The sequence below is a fragment of the Pullulanibacillus pueri genome (assembly GCF_014639255.1).
In the GTDB taxonomy this organism is placed as follows: domain Bacteria; phylum Bacillota; class Bacilli; order Bacillales; family Sporolactobacillaceae; genus Pullulanibacillus; species Pullulanibacillus pueri.
Map to the genome: position 1 here is coordinate 16,928 of NZ_BMFV01000024.1, position 20,109 is coordinate 37,036.

General features: G+C 40.8%; 18 protein-coding genes. 15 read left to right on the top strand and 3 right to left on the bottom strand.

Going from position 1 to position 20,109, the window contains the following annotated elements; translation table 11 throughout:
- Window positions 1-9: 9 nt before the first annotated feature.
- Both rsfS and IEV91_RS14305 read left to right on the top strand, forming a co-directional pair.
- On the top strand, window positions 10-372 hold the full coding sequence (gene rsfS / locus IEV91_RS14300; RefSeq protein WP_188498102.1) for a ribosome silencing factor: 363 nt from the start codon (window positions 10-12) through the stop codon (window positions 370-372).
- A complete protein-coding gene (locus IEV91_RS14305; RefSeq protein ID WP_229745608.1) occupies window positions 350-1,117 on the top strand; it encodes a class I SAM-dependent DNA methyltransferase in 768 nt (255 codons plus the stop codon). The genes rsfS and IEV91_RS14305 overlap by 23 nt, the downstream gene beginning before the upstream one ends.
- A gap of 200 nt (window positions 1,118-1,317) precedes the next feature.
- On the opposite strand, the gene comER is transcribed toward IEV91_RS14305, so the two are convergent.
- Window positions 1,318-2,169: a late competence protein ComER gene (gene comER / locus IEV91_RS14310; RefSeq protein WP_308420041.1), complete on the bottom strand. Its 852-nt coding sequence runs from the start codon at window positions 2,167-2,169 to the stop codon at window positions 1,318-1,320.
- Window positions 2,170-2,272: 103 nt separating this feature from the next.
- Between comER and IEV91_RS14315 the strand changes: the two genes are divergently transcribed.
- From IEV91_RS14315 to IEV91_RS14325, 3 genes are all read left to right on the top strand, one after another.
- Window positions 2,273-2,929, top strand: coding sequence for a helix-hairpin-helix domain-containing protein (locus IEV91_RS14315; RefSeq protein WP_188498104.1), 657 nt, complete (start codon window positions 2,273-2,275; stop codon window positions 2,927-2,929).
- Between the two features lie 127 nt (window positions 2,930-3,056).
- Complete coding sequence (locus IEV91_RS14320) at window positions 3,057-3,623, top strand: ComE operon protein 2 (RefSeq protein ID WP_229745609.1); 567 nt, start codon at window positions 3,057-3,059, stop codon at window positions 3,621-3,623.
- Window positions 3,624-3,671: 48 nt separating this feature from the next.
- Window positions 3,672-5,942, top strand: a complete 2,271-nt coding sequence (locus IEV91_RS14325; RefSeq protein ID WP_268236402.1) for a DNA internalization-related competence protein ComEC/Rec2 — start codon at window positions 3,672-3,674, stop codon at window positions 5,940-5,942.
- 37 nt (window positions 5,943-5,979) lie between these two features.
- On the opposite strand, the gene IEV91_RS14330 is transcribed toward IEV91_RS14325, so the two are convergent.
- Window positions 5,980-6,114 (bottom strand): YqzM family protein, encoded by a 135-nt coding sequence (locus IEV91_RS14330; protein ID WP_188498107.1) that lies wholly within the window; start codon window positions 6,112-6,114, stop codon window positions 5,980-5,982.
- Between the two features lie 328 nt (window positions 6,115-6,442).
- On the opposite strand from IEV91_RS14330, the gene holA reads away from it, so the two are divergent.
- Window positions 6,443-7,450 carry a DNA polymerase III subunit delta gene (holA, locus tag IEV91_RS14335; protein WP_188498108.1) on the top strand — a complete coding sequence of 336 codons (1,008 nt, stop codon included), beginning with the start codon at window positions 6,443-6,445 and terminating at the stop codon, window positions 7,448-7,450.
- Between the two features lie 1,200 nt (window positions 7,451-8,650).
- On the opposite strand, the gene rpsT is transcribed toward holA, so the two are convergent.
- Window positions 8,651-8,917, bottom strand: a complete 267-nt coding sequence (gene rpsT / locus IEV91_RS14340; protein ID WP_188498109.1) for a 30S ribosomal protein S20 — start codon at window positions 8,915-8,917, stop codon at window positions 8,651-8,653.
- Window positions 8,918-9,157: 240 nt separating this feature from the next.
- On the opposite strand from rpsT, the gene gpr reads away from it, so the two are divergent.
- The 9 genes from gpr to prmA all read left to right on the top strand — a co-directional run bounded on the left by gpr (window position 9,158) and on the right by prmA (window position 20,101).
- A complete protein-coding gene (gene gpr / locus IEV91_RS14345; protein ID WP_188498110.1) occupies window positions 9,158-10,264 on the top strand; it encodes a GPR endopeptidase in 1,107 nt (368 codons plus the stop codon).
- Window positions 10,265-10,374: 110 nt separating this feature from the next.
- Complete coding sequence (locus IEV91_RS14350) at window positions 10,375-10,788, top strand: DUF3679 domain-containing protein (RefSeq protein WP_188498111.1); 414 nt, start codon at window positions 10,375-10,377, stop codon at window positions 10,786-10,788.
- 147 nt (window positions 10,789-10,935) lie between these two features.
- Window positions 10,936-12,762, top strand: coding sequence for a translation elongation factor 4 (gene lepA / locus IEV91_RS14355; protein WP_188498112.1), 1,827 nt, complete (start codon window positions 10,936-10,938; stop codon window positions 12,760-12,762).
- Between the two features lie 53 nt (window positions 12,763-12,815).
- Complete coding sequence (hemW, locus tag IEV91_RS14360; RefSeq protein ID WP_188498153.1) at window positions 12,816-13,946, top strand: radical SAM family heme chaperone HemW; 1,131 nt, start codon at window positions 12,816-12,818, stop codon at window positions 13,944-13,946.
- Window positions 13,947-14,032: 86 nt separating this feature from the next.
- Window positions 14,033-15,067 (top strand): heat-inducible transcriptional repressor HrcA, encoded by a 1,035-nt coding sequence (gene hrcA, locus IEV91_RS14365; RefSeq protein WP_188498113.1) that lies wholly within the window; start codon window positions 14,033-14,035, stop codon window positions 15,065-15,067.
- Window positions 15,068-15,195: 128 nt separating this feature from the next.
- Window positions 15,196-15,825, top strand: coding sequence for a nucleotide exchange factor GrpE (grpE, locus tag IEV91_RS14370; protein WP_188498114.1), 630 nt, complete (start codon window positions 15,196-15,198; stop codon window positions 15,823-15,825).
- Between the two features lie 90 nt (window positions 15,826-15,915).
- Entirely contained in the window at window positions 15,916-17,760 is a 1,845-nt protein-coding gene (gene dnaK, locus IEV91_RS14375) for a molecular chaperone DnaK (RefSeq protein WP_188498115.1), read from the top strand.
- Window positions 17,761-18,008: 248 nt separating this feature from the next.
- Window positions 18,009-19,148 carry a molecular chaperone DnaJ gene (dnaJ, locus tag IEV91_RS14380; protein ID WP_188498116.1) on the top strand — a complete coding sequence of 380 codons (1,140 nt, stop codon included), beginning with the start codon at window positions 18,009-18,011 and terminating at the stop codon, window positions 19,146-19,148.
- A 17-nt stretch (window positions 19,149-19,165) separates the two neighbouring features.
- The gene (gene prmA, locus IEV91_RS14385; protein WP_188498117.1) at window positions 19,166-20,101 is read left to right on the top strand and encodes a 50S ribosomal protein L11 methyltransferase; all 936 of its coding nucleotides are present in this window, start codon (window positions 19,166-19,168) and stop codon (window positions 20,099-20,101) included.
- The last annotated feature ends 8 nt before the right edge of the window (window positions 20,102-20,109 follow it).

A 20,109-nucleotide genomic window follows, 5' to 3' on the forward strand; every position in this document is an offset into this window, starting at 1 on the left:
TGACAAGGAATGAATGGAAAAGAACTCGCAAATTTCGTTATGGAAATTGCTGATGATAAACGGGCACTAGATATAGTCACATTAGATATGAGGGGCATTTCGGTCATGAGTGATTTCTTTGTAATTTGTCACGGAAACTCTGATCGTCAAGTGCAATCCATCGCTCGTGACATCAGGGATAGTGTTCATAAAAGTGGGATTAATGTACGGCGTATGGAAGGCTTTGATACGGCTCGTTGGGTCTTGATAGATCTTGGCGATGTTATTGTTCATGTTTTTCATAAGGATGATCGGGAGTATTATCAACTAGAAAAGCTGTGGGGGGACGCGCCTCGAGAAGCTTTTGAAGGTGAGTCAAACCTCAATGTCTGATGCTTACCAGAAATTAGCCTTTTTATATGATCACTACATGGCGGAGGCGCCATACGATCAGTGGGCAGCTTATTTGGGTCGAGCGATTCAGGGTGAATCACCTGAAGGTCTTTCCCTATTAGATTTGGGTTGTGGGACAGGCACGCTCTCGGTGATGTGGAAAAGAGCGGGGTTTCATGTCGTAGGCGTCGATCTTTCCGAAGACATGCTAACCGTTGCGCGGGCGAAGCTAGATCAGGAAGGGGCTGCTGTTCCTCTGTATCAACAGGATATTAGAACTCTTGATCTCCCTGAGCAATTTAATATTGGCACTGCTTTTTGTGATACGATAAATTACTTGGAGCAACCCGAAGATGTGCTTCAATGCTTTCAAAGTGTTTATGATCACTTAAAACCAAAGGGGCTTTTTTGCTTTGATGTGCATTCCACGCTGAAAGTGGATGAGCTTTTTTCGGGGCAAACTTTTGGCTCTGTCGAAGAGGACATTACTTATATTTGGGAATGCTTTCCTGGTGAGGAAAGGCATAGTGTCTATCATGATTTAAGTTTTTTCGTAAAGGAGCCTTCTGGGTTGTATAGGCGGTTTGATGAATCGCACTATCAAAGAACGTATCCCATTGATGTTTTTGTTCAAATGTTAGAGACGGCAGGGTTTAAACTCCTTTCTTTAATCGGCGATTTTGATCCACAAGTCCCGCTTGATGAAGCGGAAAGATGGCTATTCACAGCCATTAAGCAATTGTGATCCTATTTTAGAGTTACAAGCACGCGAAAGAGAACCTTGGTTTAGGACGAGCCAAGGTTCTTATTCTTATAGAAAGTGAAAAGCATGGTGTCCTTTATTTGGGTAAAAATACCGAGGTCTTTTTAAAATAAAGAAGGATATTGGATTTCAATGTAGAATTTTTATAATGAATCGATCTTCAAAATGCCACAGGCTCCGTTTTATTCACTCACCTCTTGGGAAAATTGCACATCGACGACGGCGTGATCTTCTTTGAACTTATTTTGTGTTTCTGCGAATACTTTTTCAAAAATTCCCTCTGTATGATCTTCTAATACCTTTAAACCAACTCCTGTTACTCCACCTTTGACATGGACCTTTTGCTTTAAGGTTTCAAGGGTATAAAAATCTTTCTCTAAAAGTTTTCCAAAACCAATCATCATTTCAGTTGTAAGTGCTATCGCTTGTTCTTTAGAGATCTCTGTTACAGACACGGCTGCGTTAATCATTTTTTCAAGGAGAAAACTCATAAAAGCAGGTCCACAACTTGATAAATCTGAAGCAATGCGGGTAATAGGTTCATCGATCATGATGGGCGTCGAAATGTTTTCGAAAAGCCCTTTCAGTTTGACTTTGTCCCTTTCATCACATCTATCGCCAAAGGTGAATAAGGTTGCACCTGATAAGGCCCGGTTAGTAATGCTTGGGATGACTCTCGCTACTTTAGATGGCACCGCAGATTCTAGTTGAGAGACGGTAATAGGACTAGTAATGGAGACTAAAAGTTGTTCATCTGTTAAATCAGTCTTTAATGTGTTTAAAAGAGGTTCTATTTGGAGGGGTTTAACACAAATAAATAGGATATCTGTTGATTGTGCGACGCTTTTTACGTTATTTAAAACCTTAATTTCTGGATAGTATTGTTTAATTTTTTCAGCTTTTTCGAGCGTTCGATTGGTAATGTATAATTGCGAAGGTGATAGAACGGAGCCTTCGATGAGAGATTCAATGATTATAGTCCCCATATTCCCTGTTCCGATGACACCGATATTCATCTCTTTCGCCTCCTTTATAGATTCTTAACGACTTTCGATGGTAAGCTTCCACACCTGAATGACTTTTATTACTCTATGAACTTTTTTGTTCAATTATGATTGGTAAAAAGGGAGGAGTTCTGTGACTAAAGTTAAATGGCTTTACCTCATTGTAGGTGTTGCGGGTGTTATAAGTATTATTTTTTATATGATTCATCACAAGGAAGAGAACACTTCACAATGGGAGGAAATCATGACCCAAGATTCAACAACACCTAAGACCACCACACAAGACAGCCAGGATGGAAAAGTGGAAGCGAAAGCAACAACAAACGAAACAGAGGAGGAACAAACGGCGTCTCTTATGGTCGATATTGAAGGGGCGGTCAACGCACCGGGAGTGTATGAGTTGAGAACGGGACAACGGATTGTGGATGCTATCAAAAAGGCAGGCGGATTAAGTGCACACGCCGATAAGAAAAGGGTTAATCTGGCTCAAAAAGTGGTCGATGAAATGATGATCTATATTCCAGTAGAGGGAGAGACTGACGTTCCAGCATCAGCTCAGGAAACAACTGAGCCGGCAGAGGGAGAGGAAGCTGCAACTAAAGTCAATATTAATACGGCTGATCTGACAAAACTTCAAGACATCCCAGGAATTGGAGCTTCCAAGGCTGCAGCCATTCTTGAGTATCGCAAAGAACATGGCGCTTTCAAGAAAATTGAAGACCTTGTTAATGTTTCAGGGATTGGTGAAAAGTCCTTAGAAAAAATGAAAGCAGTGGTGACGCTCAATTAACGAAGTGTGATAAGAAACTTAATGACCTTCATGACCTTGTTTGTTTTATTTCCATCACTATAGAGGCTAGTGTTGACGGATGAGAATTAAGGTCGATACAATAGGGTTATGTAAAAGGAGGATGACAATGCGACTATCATGGGATCAGTTTTTTATGGCACAAAGCCATTTGATTGCAAACAGAAGTACATGTACACGCTTAGCCGTTGGGGCAACGATTGTTCGTGACCGACGCATTATAGCGGCGGGATACAACGGATCAATCTCTGGTGGCGTACATTGTACCGATGAAGGGTGTTATGTCATTGACGGTCACTGTGTTCGAACCATTCACGCTGAAATGAATGCGGTTCTTCAATGTGCTAAGTTCGGCGTTCCGACGCAAAATGCCGAAATTTATGTGACTCATTTTCCGTGTTTACAGTGCTGTAAGGCACTTATACAAGCAGGAATTAAAAAAGTTTACTATGCTAATGACTATAAAAATCATCCGTACGCTGTGGAGCTTTTTGAAGCAGCAAAAGTGGAAACGATTCATGTTCCTTTTGAAACACCGTTAGAGGATGTTTATGCCCAAGATAAACTGACTTTTGTGGCTGAGTTGTTGCAAGCGCTAGAAGCTCAAAATATGGATAGTGAACAACTAAAGAAACATTATGAAAGAGCAAAGGCTCTGTTTGCCAAAGAATTATAAATGTCTCTCGTTATAAGATATTGTTATCTTTTAGTGCTAGCCGCAATGATGGCCATTTTGGCGATTGACCACTCTTCAAGGCTGATATGGTTTCTTTTAGCCTTAGGGGGTATTTTCATTTACTTGTTGAGCAAGCATCGCGGTTTTGCCTTGGCTTTCCTAGCTGTTTTTTTATTTTTCACCTTGGATAGTGTGCTGCAAGATCATCCTACACGATTAGTGGCTGGGAGCATGAATCAGAGGGTTCAACTCGATGATCGGGTGTTGATTGATGGCGATACGATGAGGACAACTGTTTTATTAGATGGGAAAGAACGGGTACAAGTCACTTATAAAATGAAATCAAAAGAGGACAAGCAGTTCTTAGATGCTCATTTAAAAATCGCTCAAGTCTGTCATTTTTATGGAACACTAAAGAGGCCAGACCCCGTTTCTAATTTTGATGCCTTTGATTATCGACAGTATTTAAAACATCAAGGGATTTATTGGGAATGGGAGTTGGCATCTTATGATCAATGCTATGATCCCCCCTCTTTAACCGTGTTTGAGCGGCTTAAGCGTGGTCGGCAAAAGGGAATCCGATTTGTAAGCTCACACTTTCCAAAACCATGGGCAAACATGGTCAACGCCTTGGTTTTTGCCGATAAGGATGATATCAATCCAGATTTACTGGATGCTTATCAGAACCTTGGTTTAATTCATTTGCTTGCTGTCTCAGGACTTCATGTTGGTGTCCTCATTGGCCTGCTTTATTTTTGTCTTTTGCGACTCGGATTTGTTAAACAACATGTTCATCTTTTTTTATTGCTAGTCGTTTTGCCTGCTTATGTCCTTTTAACAGGATGTACACCTTCAGTAATAAGAGCAGCCTTGATGGCAGCCTTTCTTCTCAGTGCGCCTCTAAGTAAGATTAAGCTTTCCCCATTAACCTCATTAGCGCTAGCTTGTTTATTCACGTTAGTATTCCAACCCCATACACTCTATTCTGTTGGTTTTCAACTGTCTTATTTGATTACATTTGCTCTTATTGTCTCAGTCGAAACCATGAGACACCGAAGTTATTCTAGTATCATGCAGATTTTTATCACAACTGGAATAGCAGAAGTGATTGCACTTCCGATTTTACTCTATAATTTCTACACAGTATCACTCTTAAGTTTTCTTCTCAATCTAATTTATATTCCCCTTATTTCGTTGATTATTCTCCCGGGAGCATGGCTCACTTTATGTTTGACCTTAAGTGTCCCTTCAATAGGTTCTCTTATTAACCGCGGTCTTAATATTGTGGTGAGGTATATGAATGAAGTGTTGACCTTGTTGAACACTTTTCCGAGCTTGACGCTATCGATTGGAAAACCTTCAATAGTTGGGATGACTTTACTTATTCTAGGTATTCTAGCTGTGTTTATCTTATGGGAAAAAGTGAATCATTGGGCCATAGCGTTTATCTTTATCAGTTTTGTTTTAGGGATCGCTTTGATTCATTGGCTTTCAATGGAAATTTCGCCACGAGGATCAGTGACATTTATAGATGTAGGACAAGGGGATGCTGCTCTTATTGTACTCCCTCACCATCAAGGCGTGTATCTTATTGACACAGGTGGATCGTTGCCTTACCCAAAAGCCCAATGGCAAAAGAAAAAAAGAGAATATAATGTTGGGCGAGAAGTTATTCTTCCACAGTTAAAAGCGTTGGGCATTCACGAATTGACTGCGGTGATGATCACACATCGAGATTTTGATCATATGGAAGGGATCAGAGGACTCATTGGAAACATTCCCATTAAATCACTTATGGTCAGTAATTTTTTTACCCCAACAAAAACCGAGAGGGATTGGCTAAAGAGTCTCCGCAATTCAGGAACACATTTAATTCGTGTTAAGGCTGGGGAGCAATGGTCTGTTGGGCAATCACATTTTCAGGTTTTGTGGCCGGAAACCAAGGGTAAGGATACTAATGACCAATCATTGGTCTTACGAGTGAACATGGGATCGCTAAATTGGTTATTCACGGGAGATTTGGATCAAGAGGGTGAACGTGGGTTGCTTTCACAATGGCAAGATATCGACGCAGATATCTTAAAGGTAGGGCATCATGGAAGCAAGACTTCCTCCTCAGAGGCATTCCTAAAGGCGGTTTCTCCTAAATTGGCTATAATTTCAGTTGGGAAAAATAATCATTATGGTCATCCCAGTAATGAGGTCATTAAAAGGTTAGAGGAACAGAACATCAAAACGTTAAGAACAGACCAAAAGGGTGCGATCCGCATTGAATTTACATCACAAAAAGTGTTGAGTATTAAGACTGTAAAACCATAAGAAAAAACTCGCCATTCTCGGCGAGTTTTGTATGTACTCAGGTCATGACTTCTTTGATCACAATGCCGATGATGAAAATGACAATGAAGAAAAGAAAAGAATAGGTGAAGCCATTCATAGCATCAAGAAAGTCATTCCCTTTATCTTGGACATCTTTTTCAAAATCGTTCACAAGAGCCCCTCCCTTCATTTTGTAATCGTTTCATTTGATTCTAAAATTAGTATAAAACAAAACCAAAATAAAATCCAATTTCCATTATTTCATAGGGATTAGTAAGTGTTGTCACCCATACTTTTTGAGCGCATAGGATACCATATTGAAGAGAAAGAAAAGAGAGTGAAGATATCGTCACTTGGCATTGTCCTAGGCTTTGTCAAGAGGCGTTTATATAAATCCTCTGGGTTAACGGAGCCTCGTTAACCCTTAATTTTTTGCCCTGAGAACCCTTGTCCAATCATTCTTTTTACGTTACATTTAAATTGGAAAAGAGGTTTTTATTTTGGCCCAGTTACAGATTAAGCCCCCCCTTCAATCGATTTATTTCATTTATGGTACTGAAGAGTATCTTATTGAAACCATACAAAAAAGAATTATTAGCCTTGCGATTACTCACGAAGATCAGGCTTTTGATATGTCCAAATATAACATGGAGGAGCAGCCTGTTGAGGTTGCTATTGAAGATGCCAATACTTTACCTTTTATGGCTGAGAAAAGGGTGGTTATTATTGAGAATGCCTTTTTCCTAACCGGAGATACCAAAAAGCGTAAAGTTGAACATGACATGGACCGATTGGCGGAATATGTTCAGTCACCATCACCGGATACGGTCCTGATCATTATCGCTCCTTATGAGAAGCTTGATCGTCGAAAAAAGATAGTTAAATCATTAGAAAAACAAGCAGAGGTCTTTGAGTTTACTTCCATCAATGATTCAATGCTTTATCAAATTTTAAGTGATGAGGCAGCTCAAAATGGCACAGAGTATACTCGGCAAGGTCATGAACGCCTGCTGGAAGTGAGTGGAACCAACGCGTCCATTTTAGTCAATGAAGTGAAAAAAATGACCCTTTATGCTGCGGGGGAGCAAGTGATTGACCGTGAACTTGTTGATCGCTTAGCGGCACGAACGCTGGAAAGTGATGTGTTTCAAATGGTGGATAAAATTATGAATAGAAAGCCGGAAGAGGCTTTTCGATTGCTTGCCGATTTAATTCATCAAAAAGAAGAACCTGTCAAATTATTGGCACTGATTACTCGACAATTTCGCATCGCTTTGCAAACTGATCTTTACCAAAAACAAGGATTTACACAAAAACAAATCGCTTCCCGTTTACGCCTTCATCCATATGCTGTGAAAATCGCTTCGAGTCAAATCAGCCGGTATGGAGAATCTGCACTAAAAAAAGCATTAACATTTTGTTCCGATACGGATGTCTCGATGAAAACAGGAACTATGGATAAGGTTGTCGGCCTCCAAATCCTCATACAAAAATTAGTTTCTCTATAATCCAAGAGAATTCTCATGAATTACCAGAGAGCTATTTCTGTATCATCAGTCGCTATTCATATAGATTCCGACGTAACTTGAGAAGCGTTATGAGGGGTTAATAGTGGGGATTTCCGCTCCAGGTCGCTCGCTTTCCTCATGCCCATAGGACTAAGGAAAGCGACTAAGAGATTAGTCCTCGCAGAAAAATCGTGCTCTTACGATTTTTTGATTTGGGTAGGATCGGTGTTGGACCCACCATCGGGGTCCCCGAAAAGTGCTCTTTACTTTTTGGGGTGGTAATCGGGGTCCCCGAAAAGTGCTCTTTACTTTTTGGGGTGGTAATCGGGGTCCCCGAAAAGTGTTGTTTACTTTTTGGGGGTATTGATGTGCTAGCTTCGGTGTTGTCACACGGACGTGACGTTTTCAACTGAAGTTCCTTGGTTTTTATATTTGTGTTCCCAATTCTTTATACAACAAATCTCATGTACCTGCGTCTACTCGTATAGCTTCGTCAGCTTTCTCGGAACAACTCGAAGTGTATTCGTGAAGTCGCGCTGGCCCCGTTCCCGAAGGAGCCAGAGCGCCTTTCACTCCAATCCGCATGATTGCTGTTGAGTTTTTTGTTAGTCAACGGCATCTTATGTGTGTACACACGCTGTTTTGTTAGTTTCAGCCTTGATTCGTGCGTCTTTTGTGAGTAGTGGCTGGCTTTTGCGAGTGTGGCATTTCTTTTGTTAGTACAGCACCTCTTGTGCGAGTGTCTAGCGATTTTTAGTTAATTTTTAATAAACAAATGATAAGCGGTTAGTTTATCGTTATGCATTAAACTAGCGGAGGAAATACACGTAGACTCAAAAAATCGTAAAATCCACAATTTTTCTGCGATGATTACTCTCCTAGTCGCCTTCCTTAGTCCTACGGGAGCAGTGGCCTAGGTGAGACCCCTATTTCACCCCAAAAAACAAAAAGCGTTTTTCGGGGATCCCGGTATTTTACGGAGCGCGAGGAGGCTCACCAGCCGCCCGCGGAAAGCGTAGTGTATTTCCGTAGTGGTGCTTATGTGTGGTGAGTTACGTCGCCATTTCCTTCAATTAAGACTTTCATCGCCCTACGTAAAGCGGCATTTTTAATTATTTGAAGAACCAGACACATATAATAGAGCCAGAAAAAGGCACACAAAAAAGCATCTCTTCAATAAGAGATGCTTTTTTATGTTCATTATGCGTTGACTTCGTTTAATTTTTGATTTAAACGAGCTTTTTCTCTAGCAGCTTTGTTTTTATGGATAAGACCTTTGTTAACGGCTTTATCAAGCTTTTGAGTTGCAGATAAGAAAGCGGCTTTTGCACCTTCTACGTCTTTTTCTTCAACTTTGTTGTTAAAAGATTTAATAGAAGAGCGCATTGCAGATTTCACTGATTGGTTTTGCTCACGACTAGTTTCGCTTTTTTTCACACGTTTAATCGCTGATTGGATGTTTGGCATGCTTTCACCCCCTTAAAGCGGTTTTCCGATAATCCTCGAAATAAAGCTTGTTTCACAAAAATGTATATGTTTAGAGCTTATCTTTAGAGGCGTTATTCAACAGATTGTATTGTATCAAAGCAAGCAGTGAATTGCAACAAATCCCTTAGACAAATTCCTTGATTACGGCTTTTTTTGAATGAAAAAGAAACAATGCGGTTAATTTAAGAGGAGATTATGGTTTTGAAAGGGGTTATGAAGATGGCTCGCGACTTAGATCTGCAAAATTATAAAGTGCGGACAGATTTGGCGATTGAAGCTCGAGAAATTTTAGAAGAAAAAGAAACCACTAAGCCCCCAGAAATTAAAGGGGTAACAATACAGGAAGAAGAGATTGAAGGCATTAAATTAACGAGAATGAAGATAGATGCTGATGCCGCTGATCGGATTGGAAAAAAACCCGGTCATTATCTCACTTATGAAGTTCAAGGGATAAGGAAGCAAGATACTGAATTACAAGAAGTGGTGGAAAGAGTATTCGCTAAAACATTTGCGGCTTTTATTGAAGAACATCATATTCCTGAAGAGGCTTCTTGTTTAGTGGTTGGTCTTGGAAATAGGCATGTGACCCCGGATGCCTTGGGACCTCATGCCATTGAAAATATTCTGGTGACCAAGCACCTCTTTGCTCTTCAACCTTATCGAGTACAAGAAGGCTATCGCCCAGTGAGCGCGATATCACCCGGGGTCATGGGAATTACAGGCATTGAAACAAGCGACATTATTTTGGGCGTGATTGAAAAAACCAAACCCGATTTTATTATCGCTATTGATGCCCTTGCCTCTCGGTCTATTGAACGGATCAATGCCACGATTCAGGTTTCAGATACGGGGATTCATCCTGGTTCTGGTGTTGGCAATAACCGCAAGGAATTAAGTATAGATACTCTAGGGATTCCGGTATTTGCTATTGGTATTCCGACCGTTGTTGATGCTGTCACTATCACCAGTGATACGTTGGACTTTATTTTGAAGCATTTTGGACGAGAACTTCGGGAAAATGGAAAACCTTCAAAGGCACTAACACCGTCTGGGATGAATTTTGGTGAACGTGTGACCTATACCGATGAGGATCTGCCTTCAGAAGAAGAGCGCGGTTCGTTTTTAGGGTTGGTCGGTCGCTTATCAGACGAGGAGAAACAACAACTGATTCGTGAAGTCCTTGGTCCCACAGGTCACAACATGATGGTCACCCCTAAGGAAGTGGATACATTTATAGAAGATATGGCGAACGTCTTAGCCAGTGGATTAAATGCAGCATTGCATAAAAATATCAATCAAGATAATCTTGGGGCTTATACCCATTAAAATAAGTATGTGAAAGGCAAAAACCGTCCATAATATGCTTAAGTGAGTTCTAATTGTACAAGATGCAGCATAGTCTGTAAATGAGGACAAGCTATAATGGGGGATAAGCCGTGAAAACTTTCATGTTAAAATCATTGCTATTAATTACTCTTCTGTGTTGTGCGTTACTTTATGGCATGGAATTGACCAAAGATAATATGATTGACATGAAAGGACTGGACAACTCACAGGACAAGACCTCATTATTGGATTTTAATATCCCTCAGTTAACGTCTCATTCAGAAGAGACACCAGTGACCACTACTCAAAAGAGCGACCAAGAGGTGGAAACGCCAAAAAAGGCGAAAGCAACGAGTGCTGAACCTTCAATAGAAGATAGAATACAACATTTAAATGATATTGAAACGTTTAATCCTTTCTCAGAATTAGGGGATAAAGTCGGTCAAGGGGTATCGGGCGTTTTTACTAAAGGAATAGAAGTAACAGCCTCTGTCTTTAATAGTGTTATTAACGTTTTTTTATAACTTAAAATGTATAACATCGCGGAAGCCCTTTATATGCCCATCTAAATCACACTGGACGGTTTACTTTGATAGCCATAAAGCTTTTATTGAAAAGCTTTATGGCTATTGTTATAATTTTGTTTATGCATAATGGCAGGAGGATACATAATGAGTGAGGATCGTAGAAATAGACAAAAACGGATTCGGAATTTTTCCATCATCGCCCACATTGATCATGGAAAATCAACTTTAGCGGATCGCATTTTAGAATCAACCAGTGCGTTGACGAAAAGAGAAATGCGTGCTCAAATGCTTGATGCCATGGATTTAGAGCGTGAGCGTGGGATAACGATTAAATTAAATGCGGTGCAATTAACATATAAAGCCCAAGATGGCGAAGAGTATATTTTTCATTTAATAGATACACCAGGACATGTCGACTTCAGTTATGAAGTCTCACGGAGTTTGGCAGCTTGTGAGGGCGCACTCTTAATTGTAGATGCGGCACAAGGTATTGAAGCACAGACACTCGCTAACGTTTATCTTGCATTAGAAAACGACTTGGAAATTATTCCAGTCATCAACAAGATCGACCTCCCAAGTGCGGAACCAGAGCGTGTGAAACAAGAGGTTGAGGATGTCATTGGACTCGATGCATCAGAAGCAGTATTGACGTCTGCCAAATCAGGTCTGGGCATTGAAGATGTTTTAGAGGCGATTGTTGAAAAGGTCCCAGCCCCTACAGGTGATCCTGATGCGCCATTGAAAGCTTTAATTTTTGATTCTCTGTATGATCCATACAGAGGTGTCGTCACCTATATCAGAATTATTGATGGAACGGTGAAGGTTGGGGATCACATTAAAATGATGGCGACAGGGAAAAGCTTCGAAGTCAATGAAATTGGTGTCTTTACCCCAAAACCGGTGGCGAAGGATGAATTGACGGTTGGAGATGTGGGTTATCTCACGGCTGCTATTAAGAATGTTTCTGATACACGTGTAGGTGATACCATTACTAGTGCCGCTCATCCAACGGCTGAGCCTTTACCTGGTTATAGACGCATGAATCCGATGGTATTTTGCGGGCTATATCCCATTGATTCCAATGACTATAATGACTTGCGTGAAGCTTTAGAGCGCTTGGAACTTAATGATTCCTCTCTACAATATGAAGCAGAAACCTCCGAAGCTCTTGGCTTTGGTTTTCGTTGTGGTTTCTTAGGCTTACTCCATATGGAAATTATTCAGGAACGTATTGAACGAGAATTTGGTATCGATTTAATCACGACTGCACCGAGTGTTATTTACAAGGTGGAGATGGCGAACGGTGAAACTATTGAAATTGATAACCCGTCTAAAATGCCTGAGGGTAAAATGATCGAAAATGTTGAAGAGCCTTATGTCAAAGCCTCAGTCATGACCCCCAATGATTATGTGGGTGCTGTCATGGAACTTTGTCAGAATAAACGCGGTGAGTTTATTGATATGGTATATCTTGATGAAAATCGGGTTAATGTGATTTATCATATCCCACTTTCCGAAATCGTGTATGATTTCTTTGATCATTTAAAATCAAACACTAAAGGTTATGCTTCATTGGATTATGAGCTTATTGGATATAAACCTTCAAAGCTTGTTAAAATGGATATCTTACTAAATGGGGAAAAAATTGATGCATTATCCATCATTGTCCATAGAGATTTTGCTTATCCACGTGGTAAGGCGATTGTAGAAAAACTCAAAGAGCTGATCCCGAGGCAGCAATTTGAAGTGCCGATCCAGGCCGCACTGGGTCAAAAGATTGTCGCACGTTCAACCATTAAGGCCTTGCGGAAAAACGTTTTGGCTAAATGTTATGGTGGGGATATTAGCCGTAAGCGGAAGCTTCTTGAAAAACAAAAAGAAGGTAAAAAACGAATGAAGACAGTGGGTAAAGTGGATGTACCTCAAGAAGCGTTTATGGCTGTTTTGCGTTTGGATGATTCAAATAAATAGAGTTAAGAATCCACTGAATGCCTTCTTGGGGGAAAAGGAGGTCGGACGCGATGATTAAAGGCGCTTATGTCCACATTCCTTTTTGTGAGCATATCTGTTATTATTGCGATTTCAATAAATATTTTATAAAGAATCAACCTGTTGAGGATTATCTCAAAGCCTTAGATCTTGAAATGGCTACGACCATGATTCAGGCGGGAGGTGTACGCCCCGAGACTATTTTTATTGGCGGGGGAACACCCACCGTCCTCCAAGATGAGCATTTTGCAAGGCTATTAGAAAGTATTCGTAAGCATCTCTATCATGAAGAGACAGCAGAGTTTGCAGTCGAAATTAACCCTGAAAACCTTAATATTGCCAAACTTGAGGCCATGAAAAGGGCGGGAGTGGATCGGCTTAGTATTGGGATTCAGACGTTCGATGATACTTTGTTGGCAGCGATTGGTCGCATGCATTCCCGTGAATCTGCAATTGCAGCTGTTCAATTAGCAAAAGATTATGGATTTCATAACATATCCGTCGATTTAATGTTCGGGCTTCCAGGCCAGACAAGAGCACAGCTTGAGCACTCTCTTCATGCAGCCATGCAATTGGATCCACAACATATTTCTATTTACTCCTTGCAAGTTGAGCCTCGAACGATTTTTTACCATCGTATGAAACAGGGGAAGCTCAAGTTGCCGGGGCAGGACATTGAAGCAGAAATGTATGAACTGCTTATAAAGGTCTTAAGAGACAGAGGTTTTGAGCAATATGAAATCAGTAACTTTGCCAAGCCAGGATACGAAAGCCGTCACAATATTATTTATTGGAATAATGAAGAATATTATGGGTTTGGGGCTGGTGCCCATGGCTATATTCAAGGGCAGCGAGTGGTGAATGCGCGCGCAGTCAAAGGGTACATCACTCGAGTCCGTTCAGAAGGTCATGCGATGGTGGAGCGTCACTCTGTAACACTTCAAGAAAAAGTTGAAGAAGAACTGTTTCTTGGCCTTCGTAAATTAAGAGGGATTAATAAAAAGACCTTTGAGGAAAAATATCACCGTTCCCTTGATTATTTTTATAAAGACGTCATTGCAAATCTGGTGAAAAAAGGGTTATTACATGAAGATAAAGAGCATATCTCTTTAACGGAAAAAGGGGTGTTTCTCGGGAACGAAGTGTTTGAAGCTTTCTTGGTCTAATTTATTGACAAACTCGACAAACATTGATAAATTTTAGAATAGAATTAGCACTCGACATCATAGAGTGCTAACAGAGGTGATTGGTGATGTTGACAGAACGCCAATTATTTTTGTTGAAGCTTCTTGTTAACGACTATATAAAGTCTGCAGAACCTATAGGTTCACGCGCCATTTCTAAGAGGGATGATGTGCAGTTTAGCTCAGCGACCATTAGAAATGAATTGGCGGATATGGAAGAACTAGGGTATCTTGAAAAACCACATAGTTCATCTGGTAGGGTTCCATCAGAAAAAGGCTATCGTTATTATGTTGACCATTTGTTGTCTCCTGCGATGCTTTCAAAGCAAGAAATGGTGGATATCAAAAAGGCCTTCCGTGAGCAGTATTATGAGTTGGAAAAACTCATCCAAGGAACGGCCGATATTCTTTCAGATTTTACAAACTACACGTCCATTGTGTTAGGGCCTGAAGTATTGGAAACAAAGCTTAAACATATTCAAATGATTAGTTTAAGCGCGGAGACCTCTGTTTTAATCATCATTACCAATACGGGTCATGTTGAAAATAGGACCGTTTCCTTGCCAAAAGGGATTCAACCGCAAGAGATTGAAAAACTTGTCAATATACTCAATGTTCGTCTCAAAGGAACGCCTTTATATAAAATTAAATTCGCTATTGATCGCGAAATAAAGGATGTTCTTCGCCAGCATTTATCTCAATATCAATTGGCGATAAAAATGCTTAATGAGGCTCTTTCTTATCACCCTTTGGATCAGATTTATTATGGGGGTAAAACGAATATGTTGGCACAACCGGAGTTTAAGGACATTGATAAAGTTCTGCCGCTTTTAAATGCATTAGAGCGTAAAGACATTGTCTATGATCTTTTAAAACCGATTGGCGATTCTCGTATCCATATTAAAATTGGTCAAGAAAATGATTTCAATGAAATCAAAAACTGTAGTGTGTTAACGGCCTCCTATTCTATTGGTGGTGAACATTTAGGAACGGTAGCTGTCATTGGACCTACTCGGATGACCTATCCAAAGGTGGTAACGCTACTTGATATTGTTTCTAGAAGTTTGTCTAAATCATTGACAGAGCGGTATCAAGGATATTAAACAAGGGAATAGTGTAAACAAATGATTGGATAAAGGTTTTGAGATGAGGCATCCACAACTGTGGATTGTGGTTGCTCTTTTCTCATGACTTCTAATTGTACCCTTTATTGTTTTGGAGGTGACAGACGATGTCTGAAAAGGACTTACATGAAGAAGTTGTTGAAAAAGAAGAAGGCAACGCTCAAGAGGATGATAGTTTAGTGGAAACTGATACATCTGAAGAACGTGAGGTTGAGAACAGGCAGTCAGAAGACAATGAGGCCTTACATAACGAAGAAAATAATGACAATGATGAACAAAATCATCTTGTAGAACAGATTGCCCAACTCGAAGCAGAAAAAACGGAATTAAATAATAGACTCTTACGTGTTCAAGCAGACTATGAGAATTTCAAGCGGCGGGTGCGTGAAGAAAAAGCAAAAGACCGACAGTTTCGAGCACAAACACTTGTTGAAGATTTATTGCCGGTCGCAGACAATTTTTCGCGTGCGTTACAAAGTGACGTGGAAACAGAGGATGCGAAAAGCTTGAAGCAGGGAGTTGAGATGGTTTACCGTCAATTGGTGGATGCCCTGACGAAAGAAGGGGTTGAGGAAATCGACGGTTTAAATCAACCTTTTGATCCCAACGAGCAGCAAGCGGTAATGCAGGATGAAAGTCCGGATCATGAGCCAAATACCGTGATCCAGGTCTTGCAAAAAGGCTATAAATTGAATGGACGAGTTCTACGTCCGGCGATGGTTAAGGTGAGTTCTTAGTAGCTAGAGAATTTATCTTTAATCCGAAGGTAAACGATAAATGTAAATATCTAAAAAATCTTTATGGAATTCTAGGAGGTTATTGTTCAAATGAGTAAAATTATCGGCATTGATTTAGGAACAACAAACTCTTGCGTTGCTGTAATGGAAGGCGGCGAAGCAACCGTTATTCCTAACCCTGAAGGGAACCGTACAACACCTTCAGTGGTTGCTTTTAAAAATGGCGAACGCCAAGTAGGTGAAGTGGCAAAGCGTCAAGCGATCACAAACCCAAATACTATTATCTCTATTAAACGTCATATGGGGACAGATTATAAAGTTGAGATTGAAGGTAAACAGTATACACCACAAGAAGTTTCGGCGATCATTTTACAAAAACTAAAATCCGATGCTGAAAGCTATTTAGGTGAAACGGTCACACAAGCGGTTATTACTGTCCCTGCTTATTTCAATGACTCCCAACGTCAAGCAACAAAGGACGCAGGTAAAATCGCGGGTCTTGAAGTCCTTCGAATTATCAACGAGCCAACAGCAGCTTCTCTTGCTTATGGTCTTGATAAAGGTCAAGAAGACCAAACGATTCTTGTTTATGACCTTGGTGGCGGTACTTTTGACGTTTCTGTTCTTGAACTTGGTGACGGTATTTTCGAAGTTAAGTCAACCGCCGGTGACAATCAGCTTGGTGGTGATGACTTTGATCAGAAAGTCATTGATTATCTTATTGAAGAATTCAAAAAAGAAAATGGCATTGATTTAGCCAACGATAAGATGGCGTTACAGCGTTTAAAAGATGCTGCTGAGAAAGCGAAGAAAGATTTGTCGGGCGTGTCTCAAACCCAAATCTCTCTCCCATTTATTACTGCGGATGCTACAGGGCCTAAACACCTTGAAGTGAACTTAACACGTGCAAAGTTTGAAGAAATTACTGCTGATCTAGTTGAAAGAACTATGGGTCCCACACGTCAAGCTCTTTCAGATGCAGGGTTATCCTCAAGCGATATTGATAAAGTCATTCTTGTCGGTGGATCTACTCGTATCCCAGCGGTTCAAGAAGCGATTAAAAAGCTCACAGGTAAGGATCCTCATAAAGGGGTCAACCCAGATGAAGTGGTTGCATTAGGTGCAGCGATCCAGGCAGGTGTCCTTGCTGGTGATGTAAAGGATGTCGTTCTTCTTGATGTTACACCACTCTCTTTGGGAATTGAAACCATGGGTGGCGTCTTTACTAAATTAATCGAACGCAATACGACCATTCCTACAAGTCAGTCCCAAATTTTCTCAACGGCTGCTGATAATCAAACCTCTGTTGACATTCATGTTTTACAAGGGGAACGTTCAATGGCTGCCGACAACAAAACTTTAGGTCGTTTCCAACTCACAGATATTCCACCAGCTCCACGTGGCGTACCACAAATTGAAGTGAGCTTCGAAATTGATGCTAACGGTATTGTGAATGTTAAAGCGAAGGACAAAGGGACAAATAAAGAGCAATCGATTACGATTAAATCATCTTCAGGTTTAAGTGACGACGAAATTGAAAAAATGGTCAAAGAAGCTGAAGAAAATGCAGAGGCCGATAAAAAGCGTAAAGAGGAAGTGGATCTTCGTAATGAAGCAGATCAACTTGTCTTTACTACTGACAAAACGCTTAAAGATCTCGGAGATAAAGTCGATGAAGCTGAGAAGAAAAAAGCAGAAGAAGCTAAGGACTCTCTTAAAAAGGCGCTTGAAGGTAGCGATTTAGAAGCCATTAAGAAGGAAAAAGATAATCTTCAAGAAGTGGTTCAACAACTTTCCGTTAAACTCTATGAGCAAGCAGCACAGCAAGCACAGGCTCAAGGACAAGGGGCTGAAGACCCTTCCGCAAAGAAAGACGATAATGTTGTTGATGCTGATTATGAAGAAGTTAATGATGATGAGGACAAGAAGAATTAAACCACATCAACATCTCGAATAATTCTAAAAGTCAAAGCCGGCTCTCGTTTGGCTTTGACTTTTTCCACTTTGAGAGCTATTGCACCACAAATCAGGTAAGTTTAAGCTTTAAAAGGGAGTAAATAGGAGATCTTTTTGTAAAGTCCTCTCAGCCTTTAAGTAGTGAAGGGCCATGGAGAAGTGTTGCGTAAGTAATAGAGGAAATGATATGATAAATTTTATGTGAAGAGATGCCGGGAGTGAAAACTATGAGCAAGCGAGACTATTATGAAGTATTAGGCCTTGACCGTAATGCCTCCAAGGAAGACATAAAGAAAGCCTATCGGAAACTTGCCCGACAATATCATCCCGATGTAAATAAAGATGATCCAACGGCAACCGATAAATTTAAAGAAGTCAAAGAAGCGTATGAGACATTAAGTAACGACCAAAAGAAAGCTCATTATGATCAATTTGGACATACCGACCCTAATCAAGGGTTTGGCGGTGGCCAAGGTTTTGGTGGGGCTGATTTTGGTGGATTTGGCGATATTTTTGATATGTTTTTTGGTGGAGGAGGAGGCTCTTCGCGCCGGAGAGATCCTAATGCCCCTCGGCAAGGAGCCGATCTTCAATATACCATGACGATAGATTTTGAAGAGGCGGCTTTTGGTAAGGAAACAGATATTAAAATCCCAAGAGAAGAAACGTGTGAGACCTGTCATGGCTCAGGAGCAAAGCCAGGGACAACACCAGACACCTGTTCACATTGTGGCGGCTCTGGACAACTGAATGTGGAGCAAAATACACCTTTTGGACGCATTGTCAATCGCCGTGTCTGTAACTATTGTCAAGGCACAGGGAAGATCATCAAAGAAAAATGTAGTACGTGTGGTGGTGACGGTAAAGTCAAGGTAAATAAAACCATCCATGTCAAAATTCCAGCAGGTGTGGATGAAGGTCAACAAATTCGCATCTCTGGCCAAGGTGAAGCGGGAAGTAATGGCGGCCCTTCGGGAGATTTATATGTGGTCTTTCATATCAAACCACATAAATTCTTTGAACGAGATGGTGACGATGTCTACTGTGAGATTCCATTAAGTTTTGCACAGGTGACACTGGGGGATGAGATTGAAGTCCCAACGTTGTACGGACGAGTGAAATTGAAAATCCCAGCAGGTACGCAAACGGGGACCCATTTCCGTCTTAAAGGCAAAGGGATTAAAAATGTTCGTGGGTACGGCCAAGGTGATCAACATGTGACAGTGAATGTAGTGACGCCGAAGCATTTATCGGATAAAGAAAGAGAATTATTTAAACAGCTTGCCGAAATTAGTGGTACACCACTAACGGAAGTTCAAAATGAAAATTTCTTCTCAAAAGTAAAGCGAGCGTTTAAAGCGGATTAAGAATGGAGTTGGCTACAATGAAGTGGTCGGAGGTTTCGATTCAAACAACACGTGATGCTGTTGAAGCAGTATCTAATATCCTCCATGAGGCCGGGGCTGGTGGGGTTGTTATCGAAGACCCAGAGGATTTGAATAAAAATTGGGAAGAACAATATGGTGAGATCTATGAACTGGATCCTGAAGATTACCCCACTGATGGAGTTATTGTCAAAGCCTATTTACCGGTAAATGACGATTTAGTCCCTAAAATTGATCAAATTAGAGGCGCTTTAAATCAATTAAAACTTCATGGATTCGATGAGGCACATAAGGTCACTTTGAATGAGGTTAATGAAGATGACTGGGCGGATGAATGGAAGAAGTACTATAAGCCTACTCGCATTACTGAACGATTAACGATAACGCCAACATGGGAAACATACGAACCCATTAAAGAGAATGAATGTATCATTGAACTTGATCCTGGAATGGCCTTTGGGACAGGCACCCATCCGACGACCGTCCTCTGTTTGCAAATGATTGAAAAATACCTTACCCAAGGCAATCATGTTCTTGATGTTGGGACAGGCTCTGGCGTTCTAAGCATCGCTGCTGCGAAGTTAGGAGCTGAGTCTGTATTAGCTGTGGACCTCGATGATGTCGCTGTTCGTGTTGCTAGAGAAAATGTCAAACAAAATCACGTTGCGGATAAGGTGACACTTCAGCAGAACGATCTTGTCAAAGGACTATCTGGAGATTATGATCTTATTGTCGCTAATATTTTGGCAGAGATCATTCTATTATTTACGGATGGTGCTTATTCACTTCTAAAGTCTGGTGGGAAATTTATTGCTTCGGGGATTATCAAGAGAAAATATCCTGAGGTAGAACAAGCGCTATTATCCTCTGGCTTTACCATTCAAGAAACGGTAGAAGAGGAAGAGTGGATAGCGGTGGTTGCCCAAAAGCTTTAAGGAAGGGT